The sequence below is a fragment of the Streptomyces sp. ERV7 genome (assembly GCF_001653515.1).
GTDB lineage: Bacteria > Actinomycetota > Actinomycetes > Streptomycetales > Streptomycetaceae > Streptomyces.
The window spans coordinates 283,552-297,852 of sequence record NZ_LYOY01000051.1 but is presented as its reverse complement, the minus strand read 5'-3'; the positions used below and the strand labels follow the sequence as shown (position 1 = coordinate 297,852).

The window sequence follows — 14,301 nt, the reverse complement described above, 5'->3', positions numbered from 1 at the left end:
ACTTCGAAGGGAACGTGCTACATGGGCAGCGAACGTGAGAAGGAAGAGCTGTACGCCCTGGACCTCTCGGGCGCGGAGTGGGTGAGCCCGCCCGGCACCGAGCAGGAGGCGGAGCGGGTGGAGATCGCCCATCTGCCCGGCGGGGCCGTGGCGATGCGCTCCTCCCTCGACCCCGACACCGTGCTGCGCTACACCGAGGCGGAGTGGAGGGCGTTCGTCCTGGGCGCGCGGGACGGCGAGTTCGACCTGCGCTGAGCCGCCCGGCGAGGCCTTGATCGGGCATACGGAGCGGGCATACGGAAGGGGGTCACGCCCGATGGGCGTGACCCCCTTTCCCTGCGCCCTGCGGTGACTCAGTAGCCCTCGGTGAACAGCCGCGACGCCTTGAGGTCGGTCGCGTGGTAGCTGTCCTTGCCGGTCTCGATCGTCTTGGCGATCTTCTCCAGCGTCATCTGGATGTCGTGCGCGTCGGCCCGGTAGTCCTTCTGGACCTTCAGGTACTGGCCGTGCGCCTCGCCGTCCCAGGTGGCGGCGACGACGTTGACGGCCGCCTCCATGCGCCCGAGGTCGTCCGTGATGCGCTTGGAGATGGCGCGGATGCTGTTCGCGATCTCCTGGACGTTCTCATACCGAATCTTGAGGTCGGGACCCGTGTCGCCCATGTCTGCTCCTCGTGAAGTCTGAACTGTGCTGGGTGCGTGCGTACGTACGCGGATGAGCTGCGGCGCATGCGTGCGGCGCCGGAAGGGTGCCTGCGGGCAGCGCGCGGAGGCGGTGGCCCGGAAGCGGTGCCTAGAGGCTGTTCAGGCCGGAGGTGTTGGGCACACCGCCGCTGGTGGCGCCACCCTGGGCGTTGATCGCCCGGAACGCGGCGTCGACCTCTTCGTCGTTCTCCTGGTTGAGGTTCTTCGTACCGATCACGGCGTTGTAGAGGACGTCCAGCTTGCGGCGGATGTCGTCGTGGCGCCGGTTCAGCGTGTCCTGGGCGGTCACGAACTGGTTGGCACCGGAACCGGACCACCCGGCACCGACCGTGGCGATCGCGTCGGCCAGCACGCGGATCTGCTGGCTCATGTCGTGGGCGGTTTCCTCAATGGCGTTCTTGGCCTTGGTGACGGCCTCGTAGCCAATACTCTGACCACCGGGGTTGGAGCTCATTCTCTTCCCTCTCGTGAGTGTCCGAGCGAGTGATCACGCTCGCTTGTTGCGTACACGTACCGCCGCGACGGCGCCGCCGATGAGGACGACGACCGCGGCGATGATGGCGATGACGGTCCAGGGCGCGGAGTCCTTGTCCTCGGACTCCGCGTCCGCGGCCTTACCGGCCTGCGGCTTCTCCTGGTCGCCACTGCCTGCCCCCTTGTCTGCTGTGTCTGCGGGAGAGGGGGAAGTCGTGGATGCGCCCGCGCCTCGGGCGGCGAGCAGCGGGTTGACGTCGGCGGGGCCCGGGTTGCCGTTGCCCTTGAGGAGCACCTGGGCGGGGCGGACGGTGCCGTATCCGATGAACTGGCTGGGCACCTTGCCGTTGTGCCCGGCGGTCTCCATCATCACGCGCAGCACCTGGTTGCCGGTCCAGTCGGGGTGGGCGGACCAGATGAGGGCGGCGGTGGCGGAGGTGATGGCGGTGGCTTGACTGGTGCCTTTACTTGCGCAGTAACCCGTGCCACGCGTGCAGTACCCGGGGATCTCGTCGCCCGGGGCCGCGAGCCCGAGACCTGCGCCGTGGTTGGACCACTGCGCAACCTTGCCCTTGGAGTCGACGGCGCTCACCGCGACGACACCGGGGTACGCACCGGGATGGTCGATACGGCCGAGCTCGTCATTGCCGGCAGCCGCAAAGATGAGCTTGCCCTTCTTAAGGGCGTAGTCGACCGCCGACTTGAGTTCGGCGTTCTCGGTCTCGTTGGGTGAGCCGCCCAGCGACACGCTAATGATCTTGGCCTCGGTGTCCGCAGCGGCACGAATCCCCAGGGAGACGACCTTCAGCCCGGGCAGGACGTTCTCGTAGGCCTTCACCGGAAGGACTTTGGCGCCGGGCGCGAGCCCCTTGACTCCGCCTTGCGTGCCGCTGCCCGCGATGAGCAGCCCCATGTTCGTCCCGTGCCGGTTGGTGTCCTCACGGGCGCTCTTGGTCGGCTTGTCGATGTTCTTGCCCGGCAGGACACGGCCCTTGAGTTCGGGAACGGTGTCGTCGACACCACTGTCGACCACCGCCACCGTGACTCCGGAACCAGTGCTCACCTTCCACATGGCGTCCGCGTCCATCGCGTCCAGGTACCACTGCTTGGACCGCATGTCGTCGGCCAGCGCCGTCGGCGCGGTGCCGACCGAGCAGGCCAGTGCCGCAGCCAGTGCGGCACCGAGAAGTGCCGGGCGGCTGCGCACTGCGCGGACTGAGCTGAACATGGGACTGCGGACTCCTTGAGCGGCGATGGTTTGCGTACGTCAGTCGACGACCGGCGGGACGACCTTGCGGTGGTCCATCGCCCACGTCTCCTCGTCCTCGACCAGGTAGTCGGGGGCCTCGGAAGAAGTGGAGCGGCGCCGGTCCGTGCCTCGCTTGTTGCCGTTCACCAACCCCGTACCGCCGGGGGTGAATTCACCACGCCCGCCGAGAGACGCACGCGGTGCCCCAACAGTTCCACCCGGCTCGGAAGCCAGCCTGCGACCGCCCATGCCCGTGGTGCCACGCGGCACGCCGCCAGGACCGTGCCCCATGCCGCCGCCCACGGGCCCACGGCCCATTCCGGTTCCGGCGCGCTCTTCGCCCACGACCGTGCCCATCGGGAGCCGCGGCGTCGAGCCGCGGCCGGTCGGCAGCGTGGGACGCCCGCCGGTGATGCCCTCGGGGGTGAGACCGCGCGTGGTACCCGGAGGACCACTCGGACGAGCGATACCCGGACCGCGCGGATTTCCTACCGCACGGCCCGTGGCGGGACCCTCGCCCGGGACGCCGACACGGGTCATCGGGGGCGTCCGCTCCTGGCCGCCCTTGCCGAACGGACCGGGCAGGACCGGAGGCGGAGTGACGACAGGTGCCGGTCCGCCGTGCGGCGGGGTGGGCATGGCAGGCCCGGTGGGCCGTGTCGTGGTCTCCGGTGGCGGAGCCACAGTGACGGAGTCGATGCTGGTTCCCACCGGCTGGTGCACAACAGACGGTCCCGCCACCGTCGCACCGGGGGCCACGGCCCCATTGGCAGCCGTGGTGTGGTGACCCGTTGAACCGGAAGGGGCGTAGGACGTCCCGCCCACGGTTCCGGCACCACCACCGCTGTGCGCGGTGGTGGTGCCGCCGTAGGACGAACTCGTCCCGTAGGAGGACTCGTCGCCACTGCGCTGGACCGGCAGCGGCACAAACTTAGGCTCAGGCTGAGCCGAGATCCGGTCCCGCGAAGCGTTGTAGTACGACGACAACCGGTTCAGCTGGTTGATCGCCTCGTTCGTCTTCGGGCCCAGCGCCTTCAGCCGCGCCTTCTCCTTCTCGGGGTCGGCGTAGCACATGCCGTCCGTCGCCGGGACCGCCGCCTTCGCCTCGGTCAGGGCCTGGCCCGCGCGGGCCATCTCCTGGCCGACGACCCCGGCGTACTCGCTCAGCACCAGCGTCTCCGACACCATGCCGCGGCCCCACTCGCGGAACGCCTCGCCACCGGCGCCGTGCCACTTGACCTGGTCGATGTACCAGCGCAGGTCCCGCGCGATGTCCGCGATGTCGGGCGCCGCGGCGGCCAGCGTCTCGGCCGCGCCGGTCAGTTCGCCCGGCTTGGCCGTCGCCAGCATCGCGTTGAGGGCCTCAAGGGACATGCCCTCGAATTCTTCGGTCGCCATCGTCATGCCCCCTTTACTTCAGACCGCCGGAGTCGGCGTCGTTGCCGTGGCCACCCTTGTCGGGAGCCTTCGTACCCGGAGCGGTCGGACCCTGGTCCGCCGGCTTCGTACCGGCCGCCGGGGTCTCGTAGTACTTCTCCGTCTCCTTGCGGATGGCCTGGTAGCGGTGGGCCTCGTCCACGTCGATCCCGCCGTAGCCCTTGTCCGCGATGTGCACCGCGATGCCCATGCCCTCGATCTGGTCACCGAAGATCTTGGTGAGCCGCTCCAGGTTCGTACGGACCTTGTCGTACGCCTTGTGCAGCTCGTCCGCGGCCGCGAAGCCCTTGCCGTACGAGGTGGGCTGCACCCGCTGGTCGGCGATCTTGCTGTGGCGCGCCGGGGACTTCTCAAGGCTGCGCAGCAGTTCCTCCATGCGGCCCTTGAAGTCGGCGAGGCTCACCCCGTCGACCCCGAGGTCCGGCTTTCCGCCGCCACCGCTGCTGCCGCCGTTGCCGCCACCGTTCGGCTCGGCCACTGTTCCTCCCCGTAAATCCCCGTCGGCACCGCTCTGCCACCGGTGCCGCGCTACCGCTGTCGCTTCGTCACACTCGTGAAGCGCGCGAAGCATGTGATCACTCTAGTCACTCCGGTTTCGGAGCCGAATGAGTATCCGTACTCAAAGACGTCTCAGGTTCGTCCCGAAACCCCGTTCAGCCCGTTGACCCGTTCGCCCCGTTGACCCCGTTCACCTTCCGCAGGCCTCTTTTGCGGGCGTCCCGGATCACCGTCGCCGTGCCCGCGACCACCGCCACGAGCAGGGCGGCGATGCCCAACGCGTAGGTGGCGTACCGCTCGTTGCGCTCCTGGGGCGTCTCGGAGACCGCCAGCGCCGCCACGTCCGGGGCCGCGGCCTTCGGCGGGCCCGGGTCGGGATGGGCGGCTGCCTCCGGGGGCGAGTCGTCGGTCACCGCGCGGACCGGGTCGACCACGCCCCAGCCGACGAAGTTGTCGTGCCCGTTGACCGACCGCTCCGCCGTCTGCTCGATCCGCGCGATGATCTGCGCGGCCGTCCACTTCGTCTTCGCGTACGGGTACTTGGCACGCAGCAGCGCGGCGACCCCGGCGACGTACGGCGCGGAGAAGCTCGTCCCGTTGTCCGAGCACTGGCCGTTGCCCGGCACGGTGGAGACGACGTCGACGCCGGGTGCCGCGACCCCGACGAACGTGCCCGGCTGCGAGAACACCGCGCGCTCGTTGTTGCGGTCCGAGGACGCGACCGCGAGCACGCCCGGGAAGGCCGCCGGGTAGGTGTCCTTCAGATTGCCGTTCATGCCGTCGTTGCCCGCCGAGGCGACCACCACGATCTGCTTGTCGAGGGCTCGCCGCACGGCCTTGGCGAGGTCGGAGTCGGGGCCCTGCGGCTCGGTCGTGTCCTGCGAGATGTTGATGACGTCGGCGTGCTGGGCGATGGCGTGGTCGATCGCCTTCGCCATCGTGTCCGTCTTGCCGCTGTTCTTCTCGTCGTTCTGGCGGATCGGGATGATCGTGGCCTCGGGCGCCAGGCCGACGAAGCCGGTGCCCGCGCGGGGGCGCGCGGCGATGATGCCCGCGACCTTGGTGCCGTGGCCGACCTCGTCGACCGTGCCGCCGGTCTTGCCCCGCTTCTCGTTCTGCTCGCCCGTGCCGTCCTTCTCGGGCTTGAGGTAGTCGACGCCGCTCTTCGCGTCGACCGCCGGCTTGAGCTGCGGGTTGGCGATGTCGACACCGGTGTCGATGACCGCGACCCGTACGCCCTTGCCCTTGGTGTCCTGCCACAACTCGTCGAACAGCACCCGCTGGAGCGACCAGGGGCGGCCCTCGATCTGCTTCTTCATGGGGAAGGTGCACTCGCCGCTGCCGTCGAGTCCGAGGGCGGACGACGGGGACGCGTACGCGGACGGGGTGAGCGTCAGTGCGGCGACGGCCGTGGCCGCGCCCACCAGCACCGGTTTCCTGTATGGCTTCCGCTTCGACACTGAGGTCAGTCCTTCCCTACGAGCCCTGGGGCTGGCGGGCGCTGTTGGTGTCGAGCCGGGGGCCCTTGGACAGGAACTCCGACCAGTTGATGGGCACCAGGGCCGGGGTGACCTTCTCGTATCCGAGGCGCTGCTGCGCCTGGCTCGGCTCGGGGCGGCCGTCGTCCGGCTTCTGCTGGTCGCCGGTGCCGATGTCGGAACGGGCGGCGTCGCTGTCGCCGTTGGCCTGCACCGCGTACCGCAGTCCGGTGTCGGTCACCAGGAAGAGCGAACCGTCGGGGCGCGTCTGCCTGCCCTGCACCTGGGTGTAGAGCAGACCGGTGCCGGGGGTGACGTACGTGCTGGTGCCGCCCGCGGTGATGGCCGCCGGGTACTCGGTGCCCGCCCAGGTGGACAGGGTGGTGTTGCCCTTGTCGTCGACCTTGCGCAGCACGCTGCACACGGTGCTGCGCGCGCCCGGGGCGCTACCGCCCGCGTTGACCTGCTTGGCCTTCTTGTCGGGCCAGTTGTTGGTGGCGCCGAAGTACTCCGGCTTGGGCGCGATGGAGGCCGCGTCGACCTCCTTGACGTCGCCGTGCATGCCGAGCTTCGTGGTCTGCGGGGAGTTGAGCACCAGCCAGGCCGTGAAGTCGGAGACGGGCTGGACCTTGCCCTGCAGCACCAGGTACTGCTGGGGGCCCGCGCCGGTCTGGGCGCTCAGCACCATGCCGACCTTGTCCTCCTGCGGCGAGAGGCCGCCGCCGGTGCCGGCCGGGGCGCCCACGGTGCCGGGGATGGTCGGGAAGTCGACCGGGGTGCCGTCTCCGAGGGTGGCCAGCCAGTCGTCGGTGACCTGCTGCGGCTGCTCGTCGGCGCCGAAGAGGGTACGGGCGAGGAGGTCGCCGGGGGCGCCCTTGACCAGGTACTTGGTGCCCTTGGCGTCCACCACGTAACGGGCCTGGTTCTTCTGGCCCTGGACGTACATCACCTGGCCGCCGGTGAGCCGGTGCTTGTCGTCGGTCAGCTTGAAGTCGCGGTCGGCGAAGACGAACGCGGCCTTCTGGACGGAGTCCTTGCCGCCGCCGGGCTGCTCGCAGACCGCCCAGCGCTTGGCCTTGCCGGCCTCGCCCGCGGCGGGCAGCCGGTCCGGGGCGTACGGAATGCCCAGGATCGGGCCGCGCGAGAGCTTGCCCGAGTCCAGGACGTCGTCGCTGACCTGGATGACGTCGAACTTCTGCGGGTCGAGCAGCAGCCGCGCCGACGCCAGGTTGAGCACCGGGTGCAGCAGGACCTTCTTGTCCTTGCCCTTGCCGGTGGACAGCACCACGTAACGGGTCGTCGACTGCTTGCCGACGATCACCTTGGCGCCGGGGGTGTCCCAGCCCTGCGGCGCCTTGGGCTTGAACATCCCCCAGGCGCCGAAGCCGGCGAGGCAGAGCGCGGCCACGATCACGCTCGGCACGATGGCCTTCAGCGGACGCGGAGCGCCCTCCTCCGTGCCCGTGGGAGACGGTTGCAGAAACGCCGCCACCGTGCGCTTCTTCGCAAAGGTGTACGCGTTGAGCTCGTCCCGCCGTGATGCCATGCGCCTCTGTCTCTCCCCGCGCGGCCCCCGTGTCGGACCTGGTCCTGCGGTCCCCGGGCCTCGATTGTCAGACCGGCCCCCTACTATGCCTGTTGACCGAGGGTGTCTGTGGGGCGGGTAGGGTGAAGCCGCCGTCAAGACCCCTTGCCGAGCTGGGGGAATCCGGATGTTTTGGGTGCTTGCGCACGAATGGGGGGTGGTGGAGTGATGGCGTCCGCGACGCGTGTGCGGCCTGCCGCCGCCGGTCCTTCGGCCCCCGCCCAGGGAGCCTCCGCACCCCGTCTGAAGGCCCGGCCCGGACACTTCGGGTCGTTCCGACTGCAACAACTCGTGCTGGTGGAGCTCGCCGCCGCCGTGCTGCTCGTCGCGTGGGTGATCGACACGCTGATGCTGGTGCCGGCCGGTGTGGTCGCCGCGCTGCTCGTGCTGCTCGCCGTCGTCCGCCGCCACCGCCGCTCGCTGCCCGAGTGGCTGGGCACGGTGCTGTCGCTCCGCGCGCGTACGCGCAGGGCGGCGGGCCTGCCGGTCCCGGCGGGCACCGAACCGGGCTTCGCCCCGGCGGTGGAGTGCGACCCGGCACTGCGGACGTACACATTCGGCGACCGCGACCGCCGCCCCGTCGGCATGGTGGGCGACGGCACCTTCCTCACCGCCGTGCTCCAGGTCGAGATGGACGCCACGGCGCTGCGCCCCGAGCGCGGCACCCGCCCGCTGCCGGTCTCCCTCGTACGGGACGCGCTGGACGTGGACGGCATCCGCCTGGAGTCCGCGCAGATCGTCCAGCACACCCAGCCCGCGCCCGCCCCGCATCTGCCGCAGCAGTCGGTGGCGGCCCGTAACTACGCCCCGCTGCAGGCCCAGACGGGCTCGCCCGCCGTGCGCATCACCTGGATCGCGCTCAAGCTCGACCCCGAGCTGTGCGCGGAGGCGGTGGCCGCGCGCGGCGGCGGTCTGACCGGCGCCCAGAAGTGCCTGGTGCGCGCGGCGGACCAGCTGGCGAGCCGGCTGACCGGCGCCGGGTTCCGTACGACGGTCCTCACCGAGCAGGAGCTGACGGGCGCCATCGCCACCTCGACCTGCGCCAACCCGATGGCGATCACCCAGGCGGGCCGCTCGGGCACGCCGGGGCGGCGCACCCAGGAGACGGCCAGGACCTGGCGCTGCGACGACCGCCGCCACACCACGTACTGGGTGGGCCGCTGGCCCCAACTGGGCGGCGCCGGGACCTCGATGCCGCAGCTGGTCGCCCTGCTGACCTCGCTTCCCGCACTCGCCACCACGTTCAGCCTGACGCTGTCCGCCGGTGACCGCCAGGAGGTCACGCTCACCGGACACGTCCGGATAACCGGCCGCAGCGACGAGGAACTGGTGGTCGCCCGCCGGGAGCTGGAGCGCACCGCGCGCGGAGTCAAGATCGGCCTGGTGCGCCTGGACCGCGAACAGCTGCCGGGCATGCTGGCCACACTGCCGCTCGGGGGTGCGCGCTGATGACCACGTCCTCTGTCTCTCCCGCCACCGCGCCCTCCGCTCCGGAGGTGCGCAGGGGCCGCGCCCGGCTGGGCTTCGGGCTCCTCGGGCCGCGCCGCGACCGGCACGCGCTCTCCGCCGACCAGGTGGAGGCCCTGGCCCTGCCCGTCGGCGACGACGGCATGGTGATAGGCGTGGACGCGGCGGGCCGCCCGTCGGTCCTCGGCATCAACCGCCCGACGGCGTACGACGTGACGCTGATCGGCGGGCTGTGGACCGCGCAGGTGCTCGCCCTGCGGGCGGCGGCGACGGGCGCGCGCGTGACCGTGGAGACCGGCCGCGCTCCCGCGTGGACTGCGCTCGCCCAGGCGGCGGGCGGCGGCCAGCAGTGCATCGCGCTGCACGACGTGGGCCGGGTGCCGCCGCAGGGCGCGTCCGCCGGTTCGCCGGTCGTGGTCGTCCGCGACTGCGGGATGCGGCCGCCGCGCGGGCGTGTGGTCTCGGGGCCGTGGCAGTCGGTGCTGACGCTGCTGCCGTATCTGAGCCCCGTGGCGCCCCGGTTGCTGGAGAAGTCCGACCTGGTCGGTGTGCAGCGGGTCTCGCCGGACGAGGCCGCGCAGATCGGGCGGATCATGCATCTCCCGCAGGCCGAGACGGAGGCGCTGTCCACGCTGGCGGACGGGGTGACACTGTGGTGCAGTGCCCGCGACCGCCAGTTCGTGATGACCCAGGCCACGGACGCGGAGACCGGACTGCTCGGCTCCGCCCGGCGGATGGACTGAGCGGTCCGCGCCGAGCGCGTTCCGCCACAAAGGAATTAAGCAGGTACGACTGATCCTGACCGGGTTCGTGAACGGTTCGTTCACACTCCGGCCACACGGTGACGTCCTGCTGTCACTTGACGGCAGCGTACGGGCACGACGTGATGGAGGGGACAGTCGGTGAGGGGTGGCCGGGCCTGCCGGTGCGGTGTTGTCGGCGATTAGGCTGGGACGGCCTGCGAACGAAAGGAATCCGGTGAACAGCGATCAGGACCAGTTCCGCACCGGCGGGAACGCGCGCGACGAGAATCGGTCCGACGCCGATCCCGAGCCCACGGGTGAGTTCACCATCGACTACACCCCGCCGGCCTGGTACACGCAGAACGCGGCGCCGAGCGCGGACGCGGCGACGCCGCCTCCCCCGCCGCCCGCCGGGCCGCCCGTGGCCGTGCCCGGGCTGCCCTCCAGCGGCGGCTTCCAGCCGAACTGGACGACCACGCCTCCGCCGCCGGGCCCCGCCCCGGTCCCGGCCGAGACGGCGACCCCGGCTCCCGCTCCGGAGGCGGCGGCCGAGCCGCAGCCCTTCGGGGGCGGGGACATCGAGAGCGGCGCGACCATGCGGTTCTCGCCGGGCTCCCTGAAGCGGGAGCTCGCGGAGCGGCTGGCCGCGGCGGATGCGGAGAAGGCGGAGGCGGCGGGTTCGGAGACGGCTGCGGACGCGGTCGCGGTCGCGGTCGCGCATGGGGATACGGATGCGGATGCCGCGTCCGGCGCCGCCGTAGCGGGAGCCGACTCCGGCGTCGTTCCCGCGCCGGTCGCCGTCGATGAGACTGCCGACGCGTCCGTCAAGGACGAGGCCCCGGTGAGCGCTGCCCAGGAGGCCGACGCCGACCGTACGGGCGAGCCCGAGGCGGCCGAGGGCACCCCTTCGGAGGCCGACGCGGCTTCGGGTGGACCCGAGCCCGCCGCTGCGGCTGAGCCGAGCGATGTCGCACCCGCCGCCGCGGAGACGGCCGCTGCCGAGTCCGCGCCCGCCGAGCCGTCGGACGCCGCCCCGGCCTGGCCCAGCGAGCCCGCCCCGGCCCCTGCCGACCAGCCGGCCGATGAGCCCGACGACTCCGGTGACTACGTGACCGCCGCGCCGGTGGCAGCCGCCGCCGTTCCCGCGGAGCCCGTTCCCGCGCCGCCGGTCGCCGAGCCGGTCGACGCCGTGGCCGCGCAGGCGGCCGCGATGGCCGCACCGGCGGACGCCGTGGCGGTGGCGCAGGCGCGCCCGACTCTGCTCGGGCGTGGGCGGATCGGCGAGCCGCTCGCGGATCTGCCGACGCCCGCGCGCCCACCCCAGGCCAAGACCGATCACAGCCGCCACCCCCTCGACGGCGTAGACGACCTCGCGCCAGCCGTCAGGCAGCCCGGAGACCAGGCCGGCGAAGAGCGCCCACGCGACCGCGCACACGAAGACCGCCGTCAGCAGGGAGGCGCAGCCCGAGCCGACGCGCCGCAGCCAGTACCGAGGACCCCGGCGGTACCACGTGGTCCCCACCACGGGCAGTCTCGCCGGAGTCATCCGCTCAGAAGAGGCTCGTGAAGCCATGCCACTCCTTCTTCGCTCCGTCCTTGGCATCGCTGCCGAGCCGAGTGACGTCATCCCACGTGTCGGAGGCCACGTTGGCGGAACCGTGCAGGATGCCGCCCACCACTCCGTGGTCGTGGATGTCCTCGCTCCAGTGCTCGTGGAACGCCTCGTCGAGCAGATCCGTCGTGCCGATGATGACGAGGCCGCCGACTCCGGCGACCACGGCCACCGGCACGGTGATCTCCGAGCTCGCGACCAGCGCCACGGCTGCGGAGCCCGCCGCGAGCCCGCCCAGCGCCGCGCCCCCGTCCACCACCACCGAGTGCGTCCACGACCAGCCCTTGTCGTGGTCGTCCTTCGCCTCCAGGAGGCCGCAGACGCTCGCTGCGGCGACGTCGACGACCGGGATCTCCTTGAGGAAGTCCGGCAGCTTCTCCAGGCCCTTGCCCAGCTTCAGCGCGTCCGCCGCGTCCACGACCTTCACATTGAGCGCATGGTCGTACGGGAGCGCCGAACTGCCGTGCTCGGCGCGGGCGATGTCGGTCTCCAGGCTGTCGAGCTCGGTCAGCGCGTCCTTGTAGGCGAGCCGGGCCGGGGAGTCCTTGGGCAGCGACCTGCCCTGCTTCTGCCAGTCCTTGCGCTCGGCCCGCAGGTCCTTCTTCGCCTCGTCCGCCTCCTTCTTGGCGGCGTCCAGCTTGTCGGCGGCGTCGTGGCCCTTGACCCGGGTGCGCTCGGAGTCGTACGCGTACAGGCCGCGCAGATAGTCGGCGATGGTGACCTTGTCGCCGTGCGACACCTCGGTGGTGTCCTCCTCGTACAGCTTGTTGAGCGCCTCGGCCGCGTCGAGGCGGGCCTGCTGGGCGGTGTGCAGGATCTCGTCGCGCACGCTCCCGTAGTCGTGGAGCGCATCGATCGCCTTCTGTTCTTTGTCGCTGGGCGGGTTGTTGGTCATCAGCCGGCCGGGGACGCCCTTGGGGCCCATGGGGACGCCCGCCTTCACGGCGACGTCCTCGGCGTTCTGCAGCGCGCTCTCGGCGCAGGAGAGGTGGTCGGCGAGCGTGGAGAGGATCTCGCCGGTCGCGTGGACCAGCTCCGCGAACCCGCCCGCGGTCAGTGCGTCCTCGCTCCACTTGGCGCGGAACGACTCGGCCGCCTCGCCCTCCCAGGCCGCGTCCTTGGCCAGTTGCTCGACGACCGTGCCGAGCGGCTTCACGATCGATTCGAGGTCGTGCTTGGCGTTCTTGTAGGCGTCGCCCATCGCGCGGATGCCGCCGATGTCCCCGCCCACCCAGCTGTCGCTCACCGCGCGCCCTTCACATCAGGTCTTCGAAGAGGCCGTGTACGTCGATGTCGTTGCGCTGCATCGAGTCGTGCGCGTACTTCACCTTGTCGCTGTTGTCGTCGAGCCGGTCCGAGAGCTTGTCGTGCAGGCCCGCTATCAGGTCGGCCATCGACTTGATGGCCGCGTCGCACCCGGGGTCGCCGGAACCGGCCGCCCCGGGCTTCACGTTGGCGTGCATGCCCCGGTAGATGCCGGCTTCCTCGCGGAAGGCCGACGCCATCGAATTGAGGTCGGCCAGGATGACCTTCACATCGGCGCTCATGCCCCTGCCCCGCTCTCTCCGTAGGTGCGCTCCAGGTCCTCCGGCCGCCATCTGCGCCCGCCCGGCGCCACCTCCGGGTCGAGCCGCACCTTGGGCAGCCGGGCCTCGCGCATCGCCTCCGCGAACGGGCCGATGGAGAGGGCGATCCAGGGCTGCATCGGGCCCAGCGCCTCGACCAGCTTCGCCACGCTGCTGAAGGCCACCGGGACCGGCGGCCCCGAGGGCGGGAGCAGCAGCTCGAAGCCGACGCGCGGGGCGGCGCCCCCGGCCGGGTAGCGCGGGTGGGCCGGCACGAACACCGGTGTGTGGTACGGCGGGACGCCTGCTTGCGCGCTCTTGGCCGCGTCGACGCCGACGATGCCGAGGATCCGGGAGACCAGTGGTTCAGCCACGTGTCTCAACTTATGCGCCGCTCCAGTGCGTCAATACGACGAAAACCGCCCAAAGCCTTCACCCATAATCAATGGATGCCAGGTCTTGGGCGGTTTCTGGTCACTGGTTGACCAGCGTTTGACCAGTCCTACGACTGTGCCTCGTGCGCCTCGATCAGCTCGGTCGAGCGCTTCACATCGCGCGCGATCTCTTCGAGCAGCGCCTCGATCGACTCGAACTTCTCCTGCCCGCGGACGTACGCGAGGAAGTCGACGGCGACGTGCAGCCCGTACAGGTCGAGCCCGACGCGGTCGATCGCGTACGCCTCGACCGTGCGCTCGGTGCCGTCGAACTGCGGGTTGGTGCCGACCGAGATCGCGGCGGGCATCCGCTCGCCGTCGGCCGTGAGCCAGCCCGCGTAGACGCCGTCCGCGGGGATCGCGGTGTGCGGCAGGGTCTCCACGTTCGCGGTCGGGTAGCCCAGCTCGCGGCCGCGCTGCGCGCCGCGCACCACGACGCCCTCGACCCGGTGCGGGCGGCCCAGGATCTCGGCGGCGCCCTCCACATCGCCCTCGGCGACCAGGCGCCGGGTCAGGGTCGAGGAGAACGGCTGCCCGCCGCCAGCCTCGCCGCTGACGAAGAGGTCGATGACGTCCACCTCGTAGTCGTACGTCTCGCCCAGCTCGGCCAGGAACTCCACGTTGCCGGCCGCCTTGTGGCCGAAGCGGAAGTTGGGGCCCTCGACGACCACGCGCGCGTGGAGCTTGTCGACGAGCGCCTTGACCACGAACTCGGCCGGCGAGAGCTTCGAGAACTCGCTGGTGAAGGGGAGGATGAGCAGCGCGTCCACACCGAGGTCGGCCATCAGCTCGGCGCGCCGGTGGTGCGGGGCGAGCAGCGGCGGGTGGCTGCCGGGGCGCACGACCTCGCTGGGGTGCGGGTCGAAGGTCACCACGACCGAGGGGATGCCCAGCTCGCGGGCGCGCTCCACGGCCCGCCCGATGATCACCTGATGACCGCGGTGCACCCCGTCGTAGGAGCCGATGGTGACGACGCTGCGTCCCCAGTCCTGGGGAATGTCCTCCAAGCCACGCCAGCGCTGCACTGTGACCGCTCCTCGCCCGAAACTCGCCCG

Annotated in this window: 15 protein-coding genes; 4 read left to right on the top strand and 11 right to left on the bottom strand. The window is 71.3% G+C overall.

Annotated elements, in window-relative coordinates; genetic code table 11:
* Positions 1–21: 21 nt before the first annotated feature.
* A complete protein-coding gene (locus A8W25_RS24265) occupies positions 22–255 on the top strand; it encodes a DUF397 domain-containing protein (protein WP_067164941.1) in 234 nt (77 codons plus the stop codon).
* A 98-nt stretch (positions 256–353) separates the two neighbouring features.
* Here A8W25_RS24265 and A8W25_RS24260 read toward each other — a convergent pair whose 3' ends face one another.
* From A8W25_RS24260 to eccB, 7 genes are all read right to left on the bottom strand, one after another.
* On the bottom strand, positions 354–662 hold the full coding sequence (locus A8W25_RS24260; protein WP_067164938.1) for a WXG100 family type VII secretion target: 309 nt from the start codon (positions 660–662) through the stop codon (positions 354–356).
* A 130-nt stretch (positions 663–792) separates the two neighbouring features.
* Complete coding sequence (locus tag A8W25_RS24255) at positions 793–1,158, bottom strand: WXG100 family type VII secretion target (protein WP_067164935.1); 366 nt, start codon at positions 1,156–1,158, stop codon at positions 793–795.
* 33 nt (positions 1,159–1,191) lie between these two features.
* The gene (locus A8W25_RS24250) at positions 1,192–2,406 is read right to left on the bottom strand and encodes a S8 family serine peptidase (protein ID WP_067164932.1); all 1,215 of its coding nucleotides are present in this window, start codon (positions 2,404–2,406) and stop codon (positions 1,192–1,194) included.
* 39 nt (positions 2,407–2,445) lie between these two features.
* Positions 2,446–3,825: a hypothetical protein gene (locus tag A8W25_RS24245; RefSeq protein ID WP_158942688.1), complete on the bottom strand. Its 1,380-nt coding sequence runs from the start codon at positions 3,823–3,825 to the stop codon at positions 2,446–2,448.
* A gap of 13 nt (positions 3,826–3,838) precedes the next feature.
* Entirely contained in the window at positions 3,839–4,342 is a 504-nt protein-coding gene (locus A8W25_RS24240) for a hypothetical protein (protein ID WP_067164927.1), read from the bottom strand.
* A gap of 175 nt (positions 4,343–4,517) precedes the next feature.
* Positions 4,518–5,681 (bottom strand): type VII secretion-associated serine protease mycosin, encoded by a 1,164-nt coding sequence (gene mycP, locus A8W25_RS24235; protein WP_107470818.1) that lies wholly within the window; start codon positions 5,679–5,681, stop codon positions 4,518–4,520.
* Positions 5,682–5,838: 157 nt separating this feature from the next.
* Complete coding sequence (gene eccB / locus A8W25_RS24230) at positions 5,839–7,386, bottom strand: type VII secretion protein EccB (RefSeq protein WP_067164922.1); 1,548 nt, start codon at positions 7,384–7,386, stop codon at positions 5,839–5,841.
* 207 nt (positions 7,387–7,593) lie between these two features.
* Between eccB and eccE the strand changes: the two genes are divergently transcribed.
* The 3 genes from eccE (at position 7,594) to A8W25_RS24215 (ending at position 11,202) form a co-directional block, all read left to right on the top strand.
* Positions 7,594–8,874: a type VII secretion protein EccE gene (eccE, locus tag A8W25_RS24225; RefSeq protein WP_067164920.1), complete on the top strand. Its 1,281-nt coding sequence runs from the start codon at positions 7,594–7,596 to the stop codon at positions 8,872–8,874.
* A complete protein-coding gene (locus A8W25_RS24220) occupies positions 8,874–9,635 on the top strand; it encodes a hypothetical protein (protein ID WP_067164917.1) in 762 nt (253 codons plus the stop codon). The genes eccE and A8W25_RS24220 overlap by 1 nt, the downstream gene beginning before the upstream one ends.
* A gap of 235 nt (positions 9,636–9,870) precedes the next feature.
* The gene (locus A8W25_RS24215; RefSeq protein ID WP_067164915.1) at positions 9,871–11,202 is read left to right on the top strand and encodes an SCO5717 family growth-regulating ATPase; all 1,332 of its coding nucleotides are present in this window, start codon (positions 9,871–9,873) and stop codon (positions 11,200–11,202) included.
* Here A8W25_RS24215 and A8W25_RS24210 read toward each other — a convergent pair.
* The 4 genes from A8W25_RS24210 to A8W25_RS24195 all read right to left on the bottom strand — a co-directional run bounded on the left by A8W25_RS24210 (position 11,186) and on the right by A8W25_RS24195 (position 14,271).
* Positions 11,186–12,493, bottom strand: a complete 1,308-nt coding sequence (locus A8W25_RS24210; protein ID WP_067164912.1) for a WXG100 family type VII secretion target — start codon at positions 12,491–12,493, stop codon at positions 11,186–11,188. The genes A8W25_RS24215 and A8W25_RS24210 overlap by 17 nt on opposite strands.
* Positions 12,494–12,503: 10 nt before the next feature.
* Entirely contained in the window at positions 12,504–12,794 is a 291-nt protein-coding gene (locus tag A8W25_RS24205; protein ID WP_067164909.1) for a DUF6317 family protein, read from the bottom strand.
* The gene (locus A8W25_RS24200; RefSeq protein ID WP_067164907.1) at positions 12,791–13,186 is read right to left on the bottom strand and encodes an SAV_915 family protein; all 396 of its coding nucleotides are present in this window, start codon (positions 13,184–13,186) and stop codon (positions 12,791–12,793) included. Before A8W25_RS24200 ends, A8W25_RS24205 begins: the two co-directional genes overlap by 4 nt.
* Before the next feature lie 128 nt (positions 13,187–13,314).
* Positions 13,315–14,271 (bottom strand): bifunctional riboflavin kinase/FAD synthetase, encoded by a 957-nt coding sequence (locus A8W25_RS24195; RefSeq protein ID WP_067164904.1) that lies wholly within the window; start codon positions 14,269–14,271, stop codon positions 13,315–13,317.
* Between the last annotated feature and the right edge of the window lie 30 nt (positions 14,272–14,301).